Below are 20,823 nucleotides of genomic sequence, written 5' to 3'. Positions count from 1 at the left end.
GGCCCGGTGCGCGGAAGATTAGACTTCGTCGAGCCCGGTAACGCTCGAACAGCACTATCGCAAGGAGGCACGGGTGCCGCTGCTGACCCGCATCAGGGGACCGCGCGATCTGGACCGGCTCAGCCTGGAGGAGTTGGACCAGCTGGCGGAGGAGATCCGGACCTTCCTCGTGGAGGCGGTGTCGAAGACCGGCGGTCACCTCGGCCCGAACCTCGGCGTGGTCGAGCTCACCATCGCCCTGCACCGGGTCTTCGACTCGCCCAAGGACAAGGTGCTGTGGGACACGGGCCACCAGTCCTACGTCCACAAGCTGCTGACCGGCCGCCAGGACTTCTCCAAGCTGAAGATGAAGGGCGGCCTGTCCGGCTACCCTTCGCAGGCGGAGTCCGAGCACGACGTCATCGAGAACAGCCACGCCTCCACCGTGCTGGGCTGGGCCGACGGCCTCGCGAAGGCCAACCAGGTGCTGAAACGCGACGACCACGTGGTCGCGGTCATCGGCGACGGCGCGCTGACCGGCGGTATGGCCTGGGAAGCGCTCAACAACATCGCCGACGCCAAGGACCGCCCGCTGGTCATCGTCGTCAACGACAACGAGCGCTCGTACGCGCCGACCATCGGCGGCCTCGCCAACCACCTGGCCACGCTGCGGACGACGGACGGCTACGAGCGGTTCCTCGCCCGCGGCAAGGACCTGCTGGAGCGGACCCCGGTCGTCGGCCGGCCGCTCTACGAGACGCTGCACGGCGCCAAGAAGGGGCTGAAGGACTTCATCGCCCCCCAGGGCATGTTCGAGGACCTCGGCCTGAAGTACGTCGGCCCGATCGACGGACACGACATCGAGGCCCTGGAGTCCGCGCTCGCCCGCGCCAAGCGGTTCGGCGGACCGGTCATCGTGCACTGCCTCACCGAGAAGGGCCGCGGCTACCAGCCCGCCCTCCAGGACGAGGCCGACCGCTTCCACGCAGTCGGCAAGATCCACCCGGACACGGGTCTGCCCATCGCCTCCTCCGGCGCCGACTGGACCTCCGTCTTCGGCGAGGAGATGGTCAAGCTCGGCAAGGAGCGCGAGGACATCGTCGCCATCACGGCTGCCATGCTCCAGCCGGTCGGACTCGACCGGTTCGCCAAGGCCTTCCCCGAGCGCGTGTACGACGTCGGCATCGCCGAGCAGCACGGCGCGGTGTCCGCGGCGGGCCTCGCCACGGGCGGTCTGCACCCCGTCTTCGCGGTGTACGCCACCTTCCTCAACCGTGCCTTCGACCAAGTGCTGATGGACGTCGCCCTGCACAAGTGCGGTGTGACGTTCGTCCTGGACCGGGCCGGCGTCACCGGCACCGACGGGGCCTCGCACAACGGCATGTGGGACATGTCGATCCTCCAGGTCGTCCCGGGCCTCAGGCTGGCCGCGCCACGTGACGCCGACCAGGTCCGCGCCCAGCTGCGCGAGGCCGTCGAGGTCACCGACGCGCCGACCGTGGTGCGCTTCTCCAAGGGCGCCGTCGGCCCCGCCGTACCGGCCCTGCGCCGCGTCGGCGGCATGGACGTGCTGCGCGAGCCGGGCACGGACACCCCGGACGTGCTCCTCGTCTCCGTCGGTGCCCTCGCGCCGATGTGCCTGGAGATCGCCGGCCTGCTCGACAAGCAGGGCATCACCACGACCGTCGTCGACCCGCGCTGGGTCAAGCCGGTCGACGAGCACATGGCGCCGCTCGCGGACAAGCACCGCGTCGTCGTCACCGTCGAGGACAACTCCCGTGTCGGCGGCGTCGGCTCGGCCGTCGCCCAGGCGCTGCGCGACGCCGGCGTGGACATCCCGCTGCGTGACTTCGGCATCCCGCCGCGCTTCCTCGACCACGCCTCCCGCGCCGAGGTCCTGGCCGAGATCGGGCTCACCGCGCCCGACATCGCCCGCCAGGTCACGGGGCTCGTCTCCAAGCTCGACGGCCGCCTCGACGGCGCGCCCGCCGAGGCCGAACCCGCGCGTGACTGACGTACCGGCGCGTGGCTGACGCTCCGCGCCACTGACGTGCCCCCTTGGGCCGCTCGGGCCGGTTTCGCCATCCTTTACGGTGGTGAGACCGGCCCGTTCGCGTGAAACCGCCCGCGCCGGGGCAAACGCACCCCCAGTCTCGGCTTCGCTCGACCGGGGGACCCCCTTCGCCCCCTCTCGACCCTGTCGAGGACGACAAGCGTGGGAGGTACGCCCGTGAGCAGCACACTCTTTCGGACCAAGAAGGTCGAGCAGTCCATCCTCGATACCGAGGAACCAGAGCACGCGCTCAAGAAATCCTTGTCCGCGCTGGATCTGACGGTCTTCGGCGTCGGTGTCATCATCGGCACCGGCATCTTCGTCCTCACCGGCACGGTGGCCAAGAACAACGCCGGTCCCGCCGTCGCCCTCGCCTTCGTCGTGGCCGGCGTCGTCTGTGCGCTCGCGGCCCTCTGCTACGCGGAGTTCGCCTCCACGGTCCCCGTCGCCGGATCCGCGTACACCTTCAGTTACGCCTCCCTCGGGGAACTGCCCGCCTGGATCATCGGCTGGGACCTGGTGCTGGAGTTCGCGCTGGGGACGGCGGTGGTGGCCGTCGGCTGGTCCGGCTACATCCACTCGCTGATGGACAACGCCGGCTGGGACCTGCCGGCCGCGCTCGGCACGAGAGACGGGGCCGACGGCTTCGGCTTCGACATCCTCGCCGCCGCGCTCGTGCTGATCCTCACCGCCATCCTCGTGGCCGGCACCAAGCTCTCCGCGCGGGTCACCTCGGTCGTCGTCGCCATCAAGGTGACGGTCGTCCTCACCGTGATCATCGCGGGCTCCTTCTTCGTCGTCGGCGACAACTACGACCCGTTCATCCCGAAGGCGCAGGAGGTGCCGGCGGGTGACAGCCTCCAGTCCCCGCTGATCCAGCTGATGTTCGGCTGGGCACCCGCCAACTTCGGCGTGATGGGCATCTTCACGGCCGCCTCGGTCGTCTTCTTCGCGTTCATCGGCTTCGACGTCGTCGCCACGGCCGCCGAGGAGACGAGGAACCCGCAGCGGGACATGCCCCGGGGCATCCTCGGCTCCCTCCTGATCTGCACCACGCTGTACGTGGCCGTGTCGATCGTCGTCACCGGCATGCAGCACTACACCGACCTGTCCGTGACCGCGCCGCTCGCCGACGCCTTCAAGGCCACCGGGCATCCGTGGTTCGCGGGCTTCATCAGCTTCGGCGCCGCCGTCGGTCTGACGACCGTGTGCATGATCCTGTTGCTCGGTCAGACCCGGGTGTTCTTCGCGATGAGCCGCGACGGGCTGCTGCCGCGCTTCTTCTCCCGCGTCCACCCCCGGTTCAAGACCCCGCACCGGCCGACCATCCTGCTCGGTGTGGTCATCGCGATCGTCGCGGGCTTCACCCCGCTGAGCGAGCTGGCCGAGCTGGTGAACATCGGCACGCTGTTCGCCTTCGTGGTCGTCGCGATCGGTGTCGTCATCCTGCGCCGGACCCGCCCCGACCTGCCCCGGTCGTTCCGCACCCCCTGGGTGCCGCTCATCCCGATCCTCTCGGTGTGCGCCTCGCTGTGGCTGATGCTCAACCTGCCCACCGAGACCTGGCTCCGCTTCGCCGCCTGGATGGCCCTCGGAATCGTCGTCTACTTCGTCTACGGCCGCACGCACAGCCGGCTCGCGCGGCACGAGGAACTGCCTGCCGACGAGGTCGGGGGGCCGCCGGGACGCGGCACCCCGTAGCCGGCCCCCGAGGCCCGGTGACTCTCCGGCCCTGCGGTCCCGCTTCCGGCGGGACCGCAGGGCCGTGGTCCGTGGGCACCGTTCCTTCGCCTTCTCCGGCGCGGACCCCGACGATCTGCTGCTCGGTACAGCGCTGGCGCTGCGCGGCGCGGGTCTCGCCTCCATCTCGATCCCGTTGGCGGCGGCTCTCTACAAGAGCGATCGCCGCAGGCGGCGATTCCGCACATCACCACGATCAGCGCCGTCGCTCAACGCGTGGGCGGCGCGACGGGTGGGGCGATGGCCGCGGTGAGTCTGCAACTGCTGTCGGAGCCGGGCAAGGAGTTCGACGGATCCGCGTTCATCACCACGTTCTGGTGGATGACCGCCCTCCTGCTCGTGCCATTCGCGCTCGCCCTGCTGCTGCCCCGCAGGGCCGCATCCGAAGCCCGAGCCTGCCGGCAAGAACCGGGCACACCTGAGACAACGGGAGTCTCAGACGGCAAGCATGGTTGAGGTCAATCCCCGCCGGTGGACTGGGACATGAAGACGCGCTCCTCTTCGGGCAGGTCCGGCGACGGGCGCCACCAGCGGCTCAGTCCCCGCCCCGCACCGTCCGCGGCCCGGTCACCTCGGCGCCCAACTCACCCACCCTGCGCCGTAGTTCGCGGTCGGCGGTGACGACGAGGCAGGGGCGGTCGTGAGCCTCCTCGGCGACGAGTTCCACGATGCGGTCGTCACCGCTGCGGGGTGCCGCCTCGACCCGCACGCCGGGCACCGGCTCCACGCCTCGGGCCGCGCCCTCGACGACCATCACGACTTCGACGGGCCCGTCCCGACCGGGGATCCCGTCCCGGGCCAGGCGGTCGCGCAGCCGCTCCGCCGCGCCGCGTCGGTCGCGCCACCAGCCGTCCGGGACGGAGCCGATGACGTTGGCGGCGTCGACGATCACGAGCAGGGGGGCGTCCATGGAGGACAGGGTCGCATGCCGGGCGGCCACGCCGGATCGGCAAAACGTTCATCCTATGATGGGTTCCGCTCGGCCTCCCGTGGTGCGGGCGAGAAGGCGGCCGGAGCGCCGAGCCGAGCGCCATCGGGCCGAGCGTCATAGGGCCGCGTGTCATCGGAGAGGGCAGGTCACGTCATGCGGACCAGATCCGGGCGCGCCGCGGCCCAGGGGGCGGCGACCGGCATTTCGGCGAACGGCGGGAGCGCGCGGCACAGGGCCGAGACCACGCTCGCCGGCTCCTGGCTCGTGCTCGGCAAGGACGGCAGGCTCACCGCGTACGCCCGCGCGCGCACGGGGCTGCTGCGCTGGACGCAGACGCGGCCCGGCGGCGCCGAGTGGACGGGCCCGGACCTCTTCCCCGTGTCAGGGCTGACCGACGTTCACCTCGTGCAGGGTGCGGACACCTATGTGCACTTCCTCGGCCGCCGTGAGGTCCGCAAGGCAGACGGCCCGCCCGCCGTGGACATCGTGCACGCCATCCAGTACCAGACCGGCCGACCGGTCACCGAATGGCGTTCGCTGGGCAATCCGCACAAGGACGCGGCGAAGGCGGCGCGCTTCGGGATGCCCACCGGCGCGGTGAGTGCCGGCGGCAACGTCCATGTCTTCGCACGCAACGCGGGTGGCGGCGTCATGCTGCGCCGGGAGCTGGCGGGCGGCAAGTGGAGCGCGTGGACCGACCTCAAGGGCAGCCTGGTGCAGGATCCCGTGGCCGTGGTCGCGTACGCGGCCGGGCGCGTCGAGGCGTTGGCCGGCGGAGAGGACCTCATCATGCGCTGGACGCAGGAGAAGCCCGACGGGAACTTCGGCCAGGCGCCCACCATTCCGCTCTCGGTGGCCCGTGGCAGCGCGGTGGGTCTGGAGACGGGGCCCGACCGGGCGACGTACTACTGGACCGACCCGGCGACCGGAGGCGTCGTCGCCCACCGGCCGGGCGGCGACGTGATCCCGCTGGGCGGGGCTCCGGCCGAGGGCCCGGGCGCCGTGCTGCGGGTGCCGCTCGACGGGTACGACTGCACGGTCCTGGCCCATCGTGACGTCGAGGGGCGGGTCGTGGTGGCGGCCTGCGGTACGGAGAACGAGCAGGCCGGGGTGTGGTGGTCGCCGACCCGTGAGCGCTGTGTGGGGGTGCCGGCGTTGGCTCGGGACGCCGACGGGCGGGTGGTCCTCGGGTTGATCGACGCGGGGGGCGCGTTGCGAATCGCCCGGCAGAACGACGAGGACGGGTTGGCGTTGGCGCCGTCGGTCGTCGTCTGACGGTGCGTGTCGCCCACGCGTCTGCCGTGTTCGGTGAGACGGCGGGTGCGGGTTGCGCGTGGCCGCTCACGCGGTTCCCCGCGCCCCCACCAGGACCCCACCAGGACCCCACCAGGACCCCACCAGGACCCCACCAGGACCTGACCCTACGAGGGGCACCGTCGCCCCGCCCTGTTGACGGGGCGGTTCCCTGCCAAGTCCCGTGGCGAGGGAGGACGTTGAGGACGGAACCCCGTTGTGCGGTTGTTGTGAAGCGTGATCGCATGGCCAACTCCACCAGACGGAAGGTGAGTACAGACATGGCAATGGGACGCAGAGTGTTCCTCGGAGGCTTCACCGCCGGTGCGGTGACCGTCGCGGCGGGCGGCGCGGAGACGGCCGCCGCCGCGGCCGAGTACACGTCGTACACCGCGCCGGCCCAGTTCCTGGGGACGTCGACGACCGAGCACACGGTCACCATCAACCACAAGGCCACGTCCGGAGAGAAGACCGTGGCGCTGAACGTCACCTCGGACAACCCGCAGACCTCGGCCATGTACCTCAAGGGCGTGGAGACCGCGCACGGCACGCTGAAGATCTCCCACGTGGGCTACGCCGACGGCTCGGACCCGGGCTCCTCCGGCCTCTCGATCGACCTGAAGACGGCGGGGACCGCCGCCCAGGGCATCTTCGTGACCGCGACCGACGGTCCGACCACCGGCGCCCTCATGATCCTGCGGAACACCCCGGGCCGGGACGACTTCGTCGTCAAGGGCAACGGGCTGACCGGCATAGGCGTGGGGCGGGGCGACAAACCCCTGTCCCAGCTCCACGTGGTCCAGGGACCCGACGCGCCCTCGGCCATCCTCGCCGAGGGTGCGGTACGCCTCGCGAACGTGGCCACGGAACCGACGGGCGCGCCCGCCGCGGCGGGCGGCGGCTCCCTGTACGCCCAGGGGGGCAAGCTGTTCTGGAAGGCCGTCGGCGGTACGCCGACCCAGCTGGCGTAAGGGGACGTGGACGTGCAACTGACCCCCGACCAGCTCATCTCCGAGTTCCACGACGCGGTCATGGAGCTGTACTTCGCCCGTAAGCGCATCGCGCTGCTGGAGGCGGAGAACGCCGAACTGAAGGCGCGGCTCGCCGCGGCCGAAGGGGAGGCGGCGGGCGCATGAGAAGAGGGCCTCCGCCCGCAGGCGGAGGCCCTCACCCGTGTCCGGTGGTTACGCGGGGACCGAAGCCACCCCGGCCTCCAGGAACTTCTTGCCGTTGACCCGCTCGCTGACGCCCTCGCGGTCCAGGTACGGCGTGATGCCGCCCAGGTGGAAGGGCCAGCCGGCGCCGGTGATCAGGCAGAGGTCGATGTCCTGCGCCTCGGCGACGACACCCTCGTCGAGCATCAGCCCGATCTCCTGGGCGACGGCGTCGAGCACGCGGGCCCGCACCTGCTCCTCGGTCAGGACGACATCGCCCTGCTTGAGGAGCGCGGCGACCTCGGGGTCCAGCTCCGGCTTGCCGGAGTCGTAGACGTAGAACCCGCGCTTGCCGGCCTTGACGACCGCGGCGAGGTTCTCGGAGACCGTGAAGCGGTCCGGGAAGGCCCGGTTGAGGGTCTCCGAGACGTGCAGACCGATGGCCGGGCCGACCAGCTCCAGGAGCACCAGCGGCGACATCGGCAGACCCAGCGGCTCGACCGCCTTCTCGGCGACCTCGACCGGCGTGCCCTCGTCGATGACGTTCTGGATCTCGCCCATGAAGCGGGTGAGGATGCGGTTGACGACGAACGCCGGGGCGTCCTTCACCAGCACCGCGGTCTTCTTCAGCTTCTTGGCGACGGCGAAGGCCGTGGCGAGGGAGGCGTCGTCGGTGGCCTCGCCCCGGACGATCTCCAGGAGCGGCAGGATCGCGACCGGGTTGAAGAAGTGGAAGCCGACGACCCGCTCGGGGTTCTTCAGCTTCGACGCCATCTCCGTCACCGACAGCGAGGAGGTGTTGGTGGCGAGGATCGCGTGCGCCGGGGCGACCGCCTCGACCTCCGCGAACACCTGCTGCTTGACGCCGATCTCCTCGAACACGGCCTCGATGATGAAGTCGGCGTCCGCGAAGCCCTCGGCCTTGTCGAGGACACCGGTGACCAGGGCCTTGAGGCGGTTGCTCTTGTCCTGGTTGATCCGGCCCTTGAGCAGCAGCTTGTCGATCTCGGCGTGGACGTAGCCCACGCCCTTGTCGACGCGCTCCTGGTCGATGTCGGTCAGGACGACCGGGACCTCCAGGCGGCGCAGGAAGAGCAGCGCGAGCTGGGAGGCCATCAGACCGGCGCCGACGACACCGACCTTGGTGACCGGGCGGGCCAGGTTCTTGTCCGGGGCACCGGCCGGGCGCTTGCCGCGCTTCTGCACCAGGTTGAAGGCGTAGATGCCGGCGCGCAGCTCGCCACCCATGATCAGGTCGGCGAGGGCGACGTCCTCGGCGTCGTAGCCCTGCTGGAGGTCGCCGTTCTTCGCGGCGGCGATGATGTCCAGCGCGCGGTACGCGGCCGGGGCCGCCCCGTGCACCTTGGAGTCCGCGATGAAGCGGCCCTTGGCGACGGCCTGGTCCCAGGCCTCACCGCGGTCGATCACCGGGCGGTCGATGACGATCTCGCCCTTGAGGACGGACGCCGTCCAGATCAGCGACTGCTCCAGGAAGTCGGCGCCCTCGAAGATGGCGTCGGCGATGCCGAGGTCGTAGACCTGCTCGCCCTTGAGCTGCTTGTTCTGGTTGAGGCTGTTCTCGATGATCACCGAGACGGCCTTGTCGGCGCCGATCAGGTTCGGCAGCAGCGTGCAGCCGCCCCAGCCGGGGACCAGGCCGAGGAAGACCTCGGGGAGCGAGAACGCCGGGAGGGCCGCGGAGACGGTCCGGTAGGAGCAGTGCAGACCGACCTCGACGCCACCGCCCATCGCGGCACCGTTGTAGTACGCGAAGGTCGGGACGGCGAGCGCGGACAGACGCTTGAAGACCTCGTGGCCGCCCTTGCCGATGGCGAGCGCGTGCTCGTGCTCCTTCAGCAGCTCGACGCCCTTGAGGTCGGCGCCGACGGCGAAGATGAACGGCTTGCCGGTGACACCGACACCGACGATCTCGCCGGCCGCGGCCTCCTTCTCGACCTGGTCGATGGCGGTGTTCAGGTTCGCCAGCGACGCCGGGCCGAAGGTGGTCGGCTTGGTGTGGTCGAAGCCGTTGTCCAGCGTGATGAGCGCGAAGCGCCCGGCGTCGAACGGCAGGTCGAGGTGGCGTACGTGCGCGGACGTCACGACCTCGTCGGGGAACAGCTCGGCCGCGCCCTTGAGAAGCTCAGCGGTGGTGCTCACTTGTCGCCTCCGGCGTCCTTGTGGTGCGGGTTCTCCCAGATGACGGTGGCGCCCATGCCGAAGCCGACGCACATGGTGGTGAGGCCGTAGCGGACCTCCGGCTGCTCCTCGAACTGGCGGGCCAGCTGCGTCATCAGACGCACACCCGAGGAGGCCAGCGGGTGACCGAAGGCGATGGCGCCGCCGTACTGGTTGACGCGCGCGTCGTCGTCGGCGATGCCGTAGTGCTCCAGGAAGGCGAGCACCTGCACGGCGAAGGCCTCGTTGATCTCGAACAGGCCGATGTCGTCGATCGACAGGCCCGCCTGGGCGAGCGCCTTCTCCGTCGCCGGGATCGGGCCGTAGCCCATGACCTCCGGCTCGACACCCGCGAAGGAGTACGAGACGAGGCGCATCTTCACCGGGAGGTTGTTCGCGCGGGCGAAGTCCTCGGACGCGATGAGAGAGGCGGTGGCGCCGTCGTTCAGACCGGCCGCGTTACCGGCGGTGACCCGTCCGTGCACGCGGAACGGCGTCTTGAGGCCCGTCAGGTTCTCGATGGTCGTGCCCGGCCGCATCGGCTCGTCGGCGGTGACCAGGCCCCAGCCGGTCTCGCCGGCCTCGGCGTTGGTGCGGCGCACCGAGATCGGCACCAGGTCGGCCTGGATCTTGCCGTTGGCGTACGCCTTGGCGGCCTTCTCCTGCGAGCGCACGGCGTACTCGTCGGCGCGCTGCTTGGTGATCGTCGGGTACCGGTCGTGCAGGTTCTCGGCGGTCATGCCCATGAACAGGGCGGACTCGTCGACCAGCTTCTCGCTGACGAAGCGCGGGTTCGGGTCGACGCCCTCACCCATCGGGTGGCGGCCCATGTGCTCGACACCGCCGGCGATGGCGACGTCGTAGGCGCCGAAGGCGACGGAACCGGCGACCGAGGTGACGGCGGTCAGGGCGCCGGCGCACATGCGGTCGATGGAGTAACCGGGCACCGACTGCGGCAGACCGGCGAGGATGCCCGCCGTACGGCCGATGGTGAGGCCCTGGTCGCCGATCTGCGTGGTCGCGGCGATGGCGACCTCGTCGATCTTCGCGGGCTCCAGACCGGGGTTGCGGCGCAGCAGCTCCCGGATCGCCTTCACGACGAGGTCGTCGGCGCGGGTCTCGTGGTAGATGCCCTTCGGGCCCGCCTTGCCGAACGGGGTGCGGACGCCGTCGACGAAGACGACTTCCTTGACGGTACGAGGCACGATGGCTCTCCTCCAGAGGTGCGGGACGGCACTGCTGCGACGCGCAACCGCTGAGCGCGCGCTCAGGCCCATGCTACTTGCGGGTAACTGTGCTGCCCACCCCTGGGGAGGGGAGCGGCGAACGTCACACGCCTTCTGCATGTTACCGCCGGTTACATAAAGTCGCCCGAAAGGCACGAGGAACCGCGCGACCAGCCCCGACACACCCCCTGTCCCGTACGGCGGTCAAGGGGCGGTCGCGGTCGACCCTCTCGGAACCAGCACCGGCGTGGCCGCCGGACGGGAAGCCCCGCTCCCGGCGATCACCTCGAACAACGTCCGCGCCACATCCGCCCCGAACCCGTGCACGTCATGACTCATCGCCGACAGGGTCGGCCGCGTCAGCCGGCACAACTGGGAGTCGTCCCAGGCGAGCAGGGACACCTCCTCCGGCACCCGCACGCCCATCTCCGCCGCCACCGACAACCCCGCCACCGCCATGATGTCGTTGTCGTAGACGATCGCCGTGGGCCGGTCGTCCCCCGCCCCGGTCAGCAGCGACCGCGTCGCCCGCGCCCCCGCCTCCCCCGAGAAATCGGTCGCCACCTGCCAGGCACCGGCCAGCCGCAGCTCCCGCGCCGCCTGATCGAACGCCGCCGTACGAATGGCCGTGTGCCCCAGCGCGGCCGCGCCCCCCACCCGGGCGATCCGCCGATGCCCCAGCGCCGCCAGATACCGCACCGCCTCCGTCACGGCGGTCGCGTCGTCCGTCCACACGGACGTGAGCCCGCCGGTCAGCGACGGATGCCCGACGGCCACCACCGGCACCCCCAGCCGCCGCACCGCGGCCACCCTCGGATCGTCCGCGCGGAAGTCGACGAGGATCGACCCACTGACCTGCCGCCCCCGCCACCACGCGTCCTGGAGCCCCACCTCCTCCTCCAGATTCCGCACCAGCCGCAGCAGCAGGGAACAGGACCGCTCGGTCAGCACGCTCTCCACGCCGGAGATGAACTCCATGTAGAACGGTTCGAGCCCGAGCTGCTTGGCGGGCCGGCAGATCGCCAGCCCCACCACGTCGACCCGCCGGCTCGACAGCGACCGCGCCGCCAGGTTCGGCGCCCACCCGAGCTCCCGCGCCGCCGCGAAGATCCGGTCCCGCGTGGCGTCGGCCAGCCCCGGCTTCCGGTTGAAGGCGAGCGACACCGCGCCCTTGGACACCCCGGCGAGCGCGGCGACGTCCTTGATGGTCACGCGCGGGGCCGGGGGCGGACCGGGCGGCGGGGGCGGTGGCGGAGTCGGCGAGGTGCTCATCGGGCGGGCTCCACGCAGTACAGGGCCCGTCGCACGTCCGCCACGTCCGGCACGGCCTCCAGCCCACGCACCCCGATGGTCACCCGCTCACCCGGCAACAGGGTGACCAGCCCGGTGTCGGCACGCGCCGCCGGCCCCAGCCGGTCCGCCTGGAGCAGCAGGTCCCGCAGCAGCGTCCGGGCCTTCACGGTCACCGCGCCCGGACCGACCTCGACATCGAACTCCGGTTTCGGATAAGGCACTTCACGATCCGGCAGCGGGAAGTGCACCGCCCGCAGCGGCCCCTGACCGTCATGCCCGTCCGCCACCAGGAACTCCTTCGCTCCCACGGGCTCCACCTCACGCGGCACCCGCACCTCGGCCACCGTACGCGGGGCGGCGGACACCTCCACCGCCACCTCTGCGACGACGGCCCCCTCCACGGACATCCGCCGCAACCGCAGTCCACCCGGGACCCATCGGTCGCCCGCCTGGTTCACGACAGCCAACACCAGTCCCTCCCCGCGCACTTGAAGAGTCAGCAGCCGGTCCGCGTACAGCCGGCGCAGCTCGTGGTACAGCGGCTTCTCCCGCCCGTCCCCGTCGACCGCCGCCCAAGAGGTCACCGGCCAGCAGTCGTTGAGCTGCCACACGACCGTGCCCGCGCACACCGGCCAGTGGGACCGCCAGTGCTCGATCCCGGCCGCGATCGCGCGCGCCTGGTTGACCTGCGTCAGATAGTGCCAGCGGTCGAAGTCCCCCTCCGGCACCACGAAATGACGCGCGAGCCCCCGCTCCAGCTTCCCGTTCCCGTCCTCGGCCTTCTGGTGGTGCAGCATGCCGGGGGAGTCGGACGCGAGCTCCTCACCGGGCAGCGCCCGCCGCAGGGTCGCGTACGCGGGCGGCGCCTGCCACCCGAACTCGGCGACGAACCGCGGCACGTTCGCCCGGTACTCCGCGTAGTCCCGCCGGTTCCACACCTCCCAGGAGTGATGCGTGCCGTGCGCGGGGTCGTTCGGATGCCGGTCCCACGAACCCGACCACGGACTGCCCGCCGTGTAGGGCCGGGTCGGGTCCAGCTCCGCGACCACGCGCGGCAGCAGCCCCAGGTAGTACCCCTCGCCCCACGACTCCCCGGCCAGCCGCTCCTCCCAGCCCCAGTCCCTGAACCCCCACAGGTTCTCGTTGTTGCCGTTCCACAGCACCAGCGACGGGTGCGGCATCAGCCGTACGACGTTCTCCCGCGCCTCGGCCTCCACCTCGCCCCGCAGCGGCTGCTCCTCCGGGTAGGCCGCGCACGCGAACGGGAAGTCCTGCCAGACCAGCAGCCCCGACTCGTCGCAGACGTCGTAGAAGTCCTCGCTCTCGTAGATCCCGCCGCCCCAGATCCGTACGAGATCGACACCGGCCCCGGCCGCCTGCCGCAGCCGCTCCCGGTACCGCTCGCGCGTGACGCGGGAGGGGAACACGTCGTCCGGGATCCAGTTCACCCCGCGCGCGAACAGCCGCTCCCCGTTGACGACGAGCGTGAACCCGGTCCCGTGCTCATCGGCGCCCCGGTCCAGTTCCACGGTTCGGAACCCGACCCGCCGCCGCCACACATCGAGCGCGTCAGCCTCGCCGTACAGGGTCAACTCCACCTCGTACAGCGGCTGTTCACCGTAGCCCCGGGGCCACCACAGCTCCACGCCCGGCACCTCAAGCCGTACGACGCCGCTCGTCCCCTCGATCTCCGCGGCCGCGGTGACCCCTCCCACCCGGGCCTCCAGCCGCAGCCCCGCCTCCACGGCCGCCCGCTCCACGTCGACGAGCAGTTCCACCCGCCCCGTCGTGCCGTCGACGGTCACCAGCGGCCGTACGCGGGCGATCCGGGCCGTGGACCACCTCTCCAGCCGGACGGGCCGCCAGATGCCGGCCGTCACGAGGGTCGGCCCCCAGTCCCAGCCGAAGGAGCAGGCCATCTTCCGGATGAACTGGAACGGTTGCGGATAGGCGTTCGGCCGGTCGCCGAGCCGTCCGCGCACCGCCTCGGCCTCGGCGTACGCGGAGACGAAGCGCACCGAGAGCAGACCGCTCGTGCCGGTGATGTCGAAGCGGTAGGAGCGGTGCATGTTCCGTACCGAGCCGAGGAGCCGCCCGTCGAGCCGGATCTCGGCGGCGGTGTCGAGCCCGTCGAAGACCAGGTCGGTCTGGTCGTGACCGCCGGCCGCGCCGACCCCGGGCAACTCGATCTCGTACGTCCACTCCCGGCGGCCCACCCACGCCACCTCGTCCTCGGCGCGTCCGAGGAAGGGATCCGGGATCAGCCCCGCGGCCAGCAGATCGGTGTGCACGCACCCGGGCACCACGGCGGCGAGCGGTCCCCGCTCGTGCCGGAGGATCCAGCCCTCGGTGAGCGGTGTGGCGTCCAGCATGCGCACTCCCTAAACCGGTCCAGTCAAATGCCTCGACACGATCGCGAAATCTTTCGGCATCCTTGGCGAAATAGGGACTTTACCGGTTCAGTGACAGGCTGCCAGAGTGCCGAACCAGCCATCCCACTCGTGCTCGTCCGTCCCGAACGGAGCTGGTGCACATGAACCACCGGAAGACGCTCACCGGAACACTGCTGGCGGCCGCGCTGCTCGCGTCGGGCTGCACCGGCGGCGGAGGAAGCTCGAAGGGCGCCGACGCCGAGGCGGCCGACGACCCGGCACAGGTGTCCGGCTCCATCACGGTCCTCACCCACCGGACGGACATCGTGCAGGACGGCACGATGAAGAAGTACGCCGACGACTTCAACAAGACCTATCCGAAGGTGAAGGTGAAGTTCGACGCGATCACCGACTACGAGGCCGAAGTCAAGATCCGGATGAACACGGACAACTACGGCGACGTGCTCATGATCCCGGCCGTCATCAAGAAGAACGACTACCCCAAGTTCTTCGCCTCGCTCGGCAGTCAGAAGGAACTGAGCGAGAAGTACCGCTTCACCGACTTCACCGCCGTCGACGGCAAGGTCTACGGCCAGAGTCCGATGGGCGCCGCCCCCGGCTTCCTCTACAACAAGCGGATCTGGGCCGAGGCCGGCGTCACCGACTGGCCCACCACCCCGGCGGAGTTCCTCACCGCGCTGAAGGCCATCAAGTCGAAGACCGACGCCGTCCCGTACTACACCAACTTCGCGGCCCAGTGGCCGCTCAGCCAGTGGACCGCCGTGAACGGCTCGGTGAGCTGCGACACCGAGGCCACCACCAGGCTCGCCGAGGGCAACCCGTGGGGCGAGGACGGCGAACTGCGCGTCGCCGACCAGCTGTTGTACGACATCGTGCACCAAGGCCTGATCGAGAAGGACCCGACGACCACCAACTGGGAGAACTCCAAACCCCAGTTGGCCAAGGGCGAGATCGCGACGGCCTGGCTCGGCAGCTGGGCGGTCATCCAGTTCCGGCAGGCCGCCGAGAAGGCCGGGGCCGACCCCGACGACATCGGGTTCATGCCGTTCCCCGCCCGGGTCGACGGCAAGGCCTGCGCGACCGTCAACCCCGACTACAACCAGGCCGTCAGCATCCACTCCCAGCACAAGGAGGCGGCCCGCGCCTGGATCGACTGGTTCACCGACAAGTCGGGCTACGCGCAGGACAACCTCTCGATCTCCACGCTCAAGGACGCCCCTCTGCCCGAGGTCCTGAAGCCGTACGAGGAGCAGGGCGTCGAGCTCATCGAGCTCGACGACGCCAAGGGCGGGACGGTCAAGGAGATCGACAACGCCTCGGAGGTCGGCATCAACGCGCCGGCCTACCGCCAGGAACTGGTCGACATCGCCCGGGGCGCCAAGGACGGCGACGTCGACGACTTCCTCGACGACCTCGGCAAGCGCTGGACCGAGGCAGCGAAGACCGTGGGGTCCTGATGCCCCAGGCGCGTACGACACCCCCCTCGCACGCGACGGAGAAGGCGGCGCGGCCCTCGACGGCCGCGCCCCGGCCCCCCACGCCCCGGCGCGCCCCTCGCGGGGTGCGCCTGTGGCGCGGGCTCACCCCCTGGCTCTTCCTGGCCGTCCCGCTGGCCCTGCTGATCACCTTCACCTACGTGCCGGTCGCCAACATGCTGGCGTACAGCTTCACCGACTGGGACGGCGTCAGCCCCGAGCTGACCTACACCGGCACCGACAACTACGTCGAGATCTTCACCCGGCCCGAACTGTTCCGGGTCTTCTTCGTCAGCGCCTACTACCTGGCCGCGTCCGCCGTGCAGATCGTGGCCGCCCTCTACTTCGCGACGGTCCTCAGCTTCAACATCCGCTTCCGGAACGTCTTCAAGGGCATCCTCTTCTTCCCGTACCTGATCAACGGCGTCGCGATCGGCTTCGTCTTCCTCTACTTCTTCCAGGACGGCGGCACCCTCGACTCGGTCCTCGCCCTGTTCGGCCACGAGTCGGACCGCGCCTGGCTCGGCACGGAGACCTCCGCGAACGTCTCTCTCGCCGGCGTCTCGGTGTGGCGCTACATGGGCCTGAACTTCGTGCTCTTCCTCGGCGCGATCCAGTCGATCCCGGGGGAGTTGTACGAGGCCGCCGAACTCGACGGAGCGAACCGCTGGCACCAGTTCCGGTACATCATCGCGCCCGCCATCCGACCGGTGCTGAGCCTGAGCGTGATCCTCTCGATCTCCGGCTCGCTCTCGGTCTTCGAGATCCCGTACATCATGACGGGCGGCGCCACCGGCACCGAGACCTTCGTGATCCAGACCGTCAAGCTCGCCTTCCAGTTCAACAAGACGGGCCTCGCGTCCGCCGCCGCGGTCGTCCTGCTGCTGATCATCCTGGCGGTGACGTGGCTGCAACGCCGACTGGTCCCCGACGACAGGGTTGACCTCGTATGACGACGCTCACGACCCCAACCCCGGTGACCCGCGGGCGAGTCGCCCGTACGCTCACCTACCTCTCCCTGGTGGGCGCGTCGGTCGTGGTCCTGCTGCCCCTAGCCGTGGTCCTGCTGACCTCGCTCAAGACCGAACGCGAGATGGCGGACGACAGCGGCGCCCTCACCCTGCCGGACAACTTCCTGAACCTGGAGAACTACGCCACGGCCTTCCGCGACGGCGAGATGCTCGCCGCCTTCGGCAACACGGCCTTCATCCTTCTCTTCGCCATCACCGGAACGGTCCTCATCGGCTCGATGGCGGCCTACGCGATCGACCGCTTCACGTTCCGCTTCCGGAAACCGGTCCTCGCCCTGTTCCTCGTCGCGACCCTCGTCCCCGGCGTCACCACCCAGGTCGCGACCTTTCAGATCGTCGACAGCTTCGGCATGTTCGACACCCTCTGGGCGCCGATCGCCCTCTACATGGGCACCGACATCGTCTCGATCTACATCTTCCTGCAGTTCGTGCGGTCGATCCCGGTCTCCCTCGACGAGGCCGCCCGCCTGGACGGCGCCAACGCCTTCACCATCTACCGGAAGATCATCTTCCCGCTGCTCAAACCGGCGATCGCCACGGTCGTCATCGTCAAGGGGATCACGGTCTACAACGACTTCTACATCCCCTTCCTCTACCTGCCCTCCGACGACCGCGGCGTCATCTCCACGTCCCTCTTCCGCTTCAAGGGCCCCTTCGGAGCCCACTGGGAGACGATCTCGGCAGGAGCGGTCCTGGTGATCCTGCCGACCCTGATCGCCTTCCTGCTGCTCCAGAGGTTCATCTACAACGGCTTCACGAGGGGGGCGACGAAGTAGGGATCACGGCTGCCCGAGGGGTGCGGCAGGCTCTCGAGGGGCGCGGGGAACTGTGCGAGCGACCACACGCGACCCGCACCAGCCCACGCACAGAGGGCCCCTGCGCCGCCTACGCCTTCTTCACCTTCGCCGCGGCGGACAGCGCCCCCACCAGAACCGGCGTGACCAGCTCCACCTGCCAGGCCCGCGCCCCGTACCCGGCCAGCGCCGCGGAGATCGACTCGGCGTCGGCCGTGACCGGCGGCTCCCAGCACAACCGCCGAACGGTGTCCGGAGTGATCAGATTCTCCTGCGGCATGGTGAGCTGCTCCGCCAGCGCGGACACCCCGGCCCGCGCCGCGGACAGCCGCGCCGCCGCCGCCGGATCCTTGTCGGCCCACGCCTTCGGCGGCGGCGGGCCCGTCACCGGCTGCCCGTGCGCCGGCAGCGCGGAGTCCGGCAGGGCCCTGGCCCGGTCCACCGCGGCCTGCCACTGCTCCAGCTGCCGCCGTCCCATCCGATGCCCGAACCCGGTCAGCGCGGCCAGCGCGTGCGCGTTGACCGGCAGGGCCAGGGCCGCCTCCACGATCGCCGCGTCGCTCAGTACCTTCCCCGGCGACACGTCCCGCCGTTGGGCGATGCGGTCCCGCGCCTCCCACATCTCGCGGACGACCGCCATCTGCCGGCGCCGCCGCACCTTGTGCATCCCGGACGTCCGCCGCCACGGGTCCTTGCGCGGTTCGGCGGGCGGCGCGGACGCGATCGCGTCGAACTCCTGCCGCGCCCACTCCAGCTTCCCCTGCCGGTCCAGCTCCTTCTCCAGGGCGTCCCGCAGGTCCACGAGGAGTTCCACGTCCAGCGCGGCGTAGCGCAGCCACGGCTCGGGCAGCGGGCGGGTGGACCAGTCGACCGCGGAGTGGCCCTTCTCCAGGACGTAGCCGAGGACGCCCTCGACCATCGCGCCGAGGCCGACCCGGGGGAACCCGGCGAGCCGCCCGGCCAGCTCGGTGTCGAAGATCCGCGTCGGCACCATGTCTATCTCGCGCAGACAGGGCAGGTCCTGGGTGGCCGCGTGCAGCACCCACTCCACGCCGGAGAGGGCCTCGCCGAGGCCGGAGAGGTCGGGGCAGGCGACGGGATCGATGAGCGCGGTGCCCGCGCCCTCGCGGCGCAGCTGCACCAGATAGGCCCGCTGACCGTAGCGGTAACCGGACGCGCGTTCGGCATCCACGGCGACGGGGCCGGAGCCGGCGGCGAAGTCGGCGATCACCGCGGCGAGCGAGGACTCGTCGGCGATCACGGCCGGAATTCCGTCCCTCGGCTCCAGCAAAGGGATCGGCGCCCCCGCTTCAGAGGATCCGCCGTCGTCCGGAGGGGCGCCTCCGGTGGTTCGCAGGGTCCTGTCTGCTGCGGTCTCTTGGGCGTCGGTCACCTGTCAAGGGTATCCGTGTATGGACAAGGCCCGCCGACGGAACGTTCCGCTGACGGGCCTTGCGGGGTCGTAAACCAGTCACGTGTCACACGTGTCAGTGAATGTTCCCGGCGAACCGGGAGAGGCCGGTCGTGTAGGGATAATCCCGGCCTCTTGCTGCTTCGAAGCCCTCCGCGTCAGTGGATGATCCCGGTGCGCAGGGCCACCGCCACCATCCCGGCGCGGTCGCCGGTGCCGAGCTTGCGTGCGATTCGGGCCAAGTGGCTCTTGACCGTGAGCGCGGACAGGCCCATGGAGACGCCGATCGCCTTGTTCGACTGCCCCTCCGCGACCAGACGCAGCACCTCGACCTCGCGACCCGAGAGCTCCCGGTAGCCGCCCGGGTGGCTCGGGGCGCCCGGGGGGCGGCGGTGCATACGGGCGGCGGAGCCGATGGGGGCGGCGCCCGGGCGGGTGGGCAGTCCGATGTTGGTACGGGTGCCGGTGACGACGTATCCCTTCACACCGCCCGCGAGGGCGTTGCGTACGGCGCCGATGTCGTCGGCGGCGGAGAGGGCGAGGCCGTTGGGCCACCCCGCCGCGCGGGTCTCGGAGAGGAGGGTCAGGCCGGAACCGTCCGGCAGGTGGACGTCTGCGACGCAGATGTCACGGGGGTTGCCGACGCGGGGACGGGCCTCGGCGATGGACGAGGCCTCGATCACGTCGCGGACCCCGAGGGCCCACAGGTGGCGGGTCACGGTGGACCGGACCCGGGGATCCGCCACCACCACCATCGCGGTCGGCTTGTTCGGACGGTAGGCGACCAGGCTTGCGGGCTGCTCGAGGAGAACGGACACCAGGCCTCCTGGGGTGCGGGACGGGGGGCGATTCGCTGGGCTCGTGGGGTCGAAGCCGGGACGAACCGTGCTTTCAAGGTCACAGAGGTCTTCGGCACCAAACCTCTGCTCCTTTAGAGAATGATCACGATTTGGTGAGTAACAATACGTTCAATTCGGACAAATCTTCGATCATTCGAAGATCGAACGGTGTCACTTCATGTCGATACGAGGCCGAAAGTGGCCGTATCGACAAAGTGACGGTTTTGGTCGGCGTGGTAGCTCGCGCACGAAAAAGGACCGTGCTCCGCGGAGCACGGTCCTGGGGACGAGAAGGGTTCAGCGGGACTGCGGCCCCCGCCGCTGCGGCAACGACACCACCGCCGCGTCCCCGGGGTCGACCGCCGGAGGCAGGCCCGCGATCTGGGCGAGCAGGTCGCACCACGCCGCGAGATGCGCGGCGGTGTCGGGAACCCCGCCCAGGACCTCGCGCGGGGTCCACGAGGCCCGGATCTCGATCTGCGACGCGGCCGGCCGCGCCGCCAGCCCGCCGTAGTAGTGGGAACTGGCCCGCGTCACCGTCCCGCTCGGCTCCCCGTACGACAGCCCCCGGGACTGCAGCGCGCCGGTCAGCCACGACCAGCACACCTCCGGCAGCAGCGGATCGGCCGCCATCTCGGGCTCCAGCTCCGCCCGGACCAGGGTCACCAGCCGGAACGTGCCCTGCCAGGCGTCGTGTCCCGCCGGGTCGTGCAGCAGCACCAGCCGGCCGTCGGCCAGATCCTCGTCGCCCTCGACGACCGCGGCCTCCAGGGCGTACGCGTACGGGGCGAGCCGCTGGGGCGGCTTGGTCGACTCGATCTCGATCTCCGGCCGCAGCCGTGTGGACCTCAGCGCTTCGACGGCGGAGCGGAACGGCAGCGGTGCCGTCTCCCTCGCATCGCCCTCCCCCTCCTTCGCGTCGTCCATCCCGCCAGCGCCGTCCGACAGTCGTCCCTGAGCCGCAGCCATGCCGGAACATTAAGGGGAACGGGGCCCCGGCGCAGGGCAAGACACCCGTGCGCTGGGTCACGGT

The 20,823-nt window shown here is 70.5% G+C and carries 17 protein-coding genes; 9 read left to right on the top strand and 8 right to left on the bottom strand.

Annotated features, from left to right (window positions below):
• The first annotated feature begins 73 nt into the window (after positions 1-73).
• The 3 genes from dxs to RM704_RS25870 all read left to right on the top strand — a co-directional run bounded on the left by dxs (position 74) and on the right by RM704_RS25870 (position 4,228).
• A complete protein-coding gene (dxs, locus tag RM704_RS25880; protein WP_033529436.1) occupies positions 74-1,993 on the top strand; it encodes a 1-deoxy-D-xylulose-5-phosphate synthase in 1,920 nt (639 codons plus the stop codon).
• Between the two features lie 216 nt (positions 1,994-2,209).
• On the top strand, positions 2,210-3,733 hold the full coding sequence (locus RM704_RS25875) for an amino acid permease (RefSeq protein ID WP_033529435.1): 1,524 nt from the start codon (positions 2,210-2,212) through the stop codon (positions 3,731-3,733).
• A gap of 279 nt (positions 3,734-4,012) precedes the next feature.
• Positions 4,013-4,228 carry a hypothetical protein gene (locus RM704_RS25870; RefSeq protein WP_033529434.1) on the top strand — a complete coding sequence of 72 codons (216 nt, stop codon included), beginning with the start codon at positions 4,013-4,015 and terminating at the stop codon, positions 4,226-4,228.
• 79 nt (positions 4,229-4,307) lie between these two features.
• Here the strand turns inward: RM704_RS25870 and RM704_RS25865 are convergent, their stop codons facing one another.
• Complete coding sequence (locus RM704_RS25865; RefSeq protein WP_033529473.1) at positions 4,308-4,682, bottom strand: NYN domain-containing protein; 375 nt, start codon at positions 4,680-4,682, stop codon at positions 4,308-4,310.
• 174 nt (positions 4,683-4,856) lie between these two features.
• Between RM704_RS25865 and RM704_RS25860 the strand changes: the two genes are divergently transcribed.
• The 3 genes from RM704_RS25860 to RM704_RS25850 all read left to right on the top strand — a co-directional run bounded on the left by RM704_RS25860 (position 4,857) and on the right by RM704_RS25850 (position 7,132).
• Positions 4,857-5,978 (top strand): PLL family lectin, encoded by a 1,122-nt coding sequence (locus tag RM704_RS25860; protein ID WP_033529433.1) that lies wholly within the window; start codon positions 4,857-4,859, stop codon positions 5,976-5,978.
• Between the two features lie 305 nt (positions 5,979-6,283).
• A complete protein-coding gene (locus RM704_RS25855; RefSeq protein ID WP_311591286.1) occupies positions 6,284-6,967 on the top strand; it encodes a hyaluronoglucosaminidase in 684 nt (227 codons plus the stop codon).
• Between the two features lie 6 nt (positions 6,968-6,973).
• A complete protein-coding gene (locus RM704_RS25850) occupies positions 6,974-7,132 on the top strand; it encodes a hypothetical protein (protein WP_157856735.1) in 159 nt (52 codons plus the stop codon).
• Between the two features lie 48 nt (positions 7,133-7,180).
• Here the strand turns inward: RM704_RS25850 and RM704_RS25845 are convergent, their stop codons facing one another.
• The 4 genes from RM704_RS25845 to RM704_RS25830 all read right to left on the bottom strand — a co-directional run bounded on the left by RM704_RS25845 (position 7,181) and on the right by RM704_RS25830 (position 14,219).
• Positions 7,181-9,310, bottom strand: coding sequence for a 3-hydroxyacyl-CoA dehydrogenase NAD-binding domain-containing protein (locus tag RM704_RS25845; RefSeq protein WP_033529431.1), 2,130 nt, complete (start codon positions 9,308-9,310; stop codon positions 7,181-7,183).
• Entirely contained in the window at positions 9,307-10,533 is a 1,227-nt protein-coding gene (locus RM704_RS25840; protein ID WP_033529430.1) for a thiolase family protein, read from the bottom strand. Before RM704_RS25840 ends, RM704_RS25845 begins: the two co-directional genes overlap by 4 nt.
• 225 nt (positions 10,534-10,758) lie before the next feature.
• Positions 10,759-11,826, bottom strand: coding sequence for a LacI family DNA-binding transcriptional regulator (locus RM704_RS25835; RefSeq protein ID WP_052146228.1), 1,068 nt, complete (start codon positions 11,824-11,826; stop codon positions 10,759-10,761).
• Positions 11,823-14,219: a glycoside hydrolase family 2 protein gene (locus RM704_RS25830; protein ID WP_033529428.1), complete on the bottom strand. Its 2,397-nt coding sequence runs from the start codon at positions 14,217-14,219 to the stop codon at positions 11,823-11,825. The genes RM704_RS25835 and RM704_RS25830 overlap by 4 nt, the downstream gene beginning before the upstream one ends.
• Before the next feature lie 161 nt (positions 14,220-14,380).
• On the opposite strand from RM704_RS25830, the gene RM704_RS25825 reads away from it, so the two are divergent.
• The 3 genes from RM704_RS25825 to RM704_RS25815 are packed head-to-tail and all read left to right on the top strand — an operon-like array spanning position 14,381 to position 17,522.
• A complete protein-coding gene (locus tag RM704_RS25825) occupies positions 14,381-15,697 on the top strand; it encodes an ABC transporter substrate-binding protein (RefSeq protein WP_033529427.1) in 1,317 nt (438 codons plus the stop codon).
• A complete protein-coding gene (locus tag RM704_RS25820) occupies positions 15,697-16,668 on the top strand; it encodes a carbohydrate ABC transporter permease (RefSeq protein WP_033529426.1) in 972 nt (323 codons plus the stop codon). The genes RM704_RS25825 and RM704_RS25820 overlap by 1 nt, the downstream gene beginning before the upstream one ends.
• Entirely contained in the window at positions 16,665-17,522 is an 858-nt protein-coding gene (locus RM704_RS25815) for a carbohydrate ABC transporter permease (protein ID WP_438828949.1), read from the top strand. Before RM704_RS25820 ends, RM704_RS25815 begins: the two co-directional genes overlap by 4 nt.
• Positions 17,523-17,631: 109 nt before the next feature.
• Here RM704_RS25815 and RM704_RS25810 read toward each other — a convergent pair whose 3' ends face one another.
• The 3 genes from RM704_RS25810 to RM704_RS25800 form a co-directional block, all read right to left on the bottom strand.
• A complete protein-coding gene (locus RM704_RS25810) occupies positions 17,632-18,933 on the bottom strand; it encodes a ribonuclease D (RefSeq protein WP_192829745.1) in 1,302 nt (433 codons plus the stop codon).
• Positions 18,934-19,109: 176 nt separating this feature from the next.
• Positions 19,110-19,769, bottom strand: a complete 660-nt coding sequence (locus RM704_RS25805) for a helix-turn-helix transcriptional regulator (protein ID WP_033529424.1) — start codon at positions 19,767-19,769, stop codon at positions 19,110-19,112.
• 318 nt (positions 19,770-20,087) lie between these two features.
• Positions 20,088-20,759, bottom strand: coding sequence for a DUF3000 domain-containing protein (locus tag RM704_RS25800; RefSeq protein WP_078937266.1), 672 nt, complete (start codon positions 20,757-20,759; stop codon positions 20,088-20,090).
• Positions 20,760-20,823 lie beyond the last annotated feature (64 nt).

The organism is Streptomyces gottesmaniae, from assembly GCF_031845845.1.
Taxonomy (GTDB): Bacteria; Actinomycetota; Actinomycetes; order Streptomycetales; family Streptomycetaceae; genus Streptomyces; species Streptomyces akebiae.
This window is presented reverse-complemented; position numbering and strand designations above follow the sequence as displayed.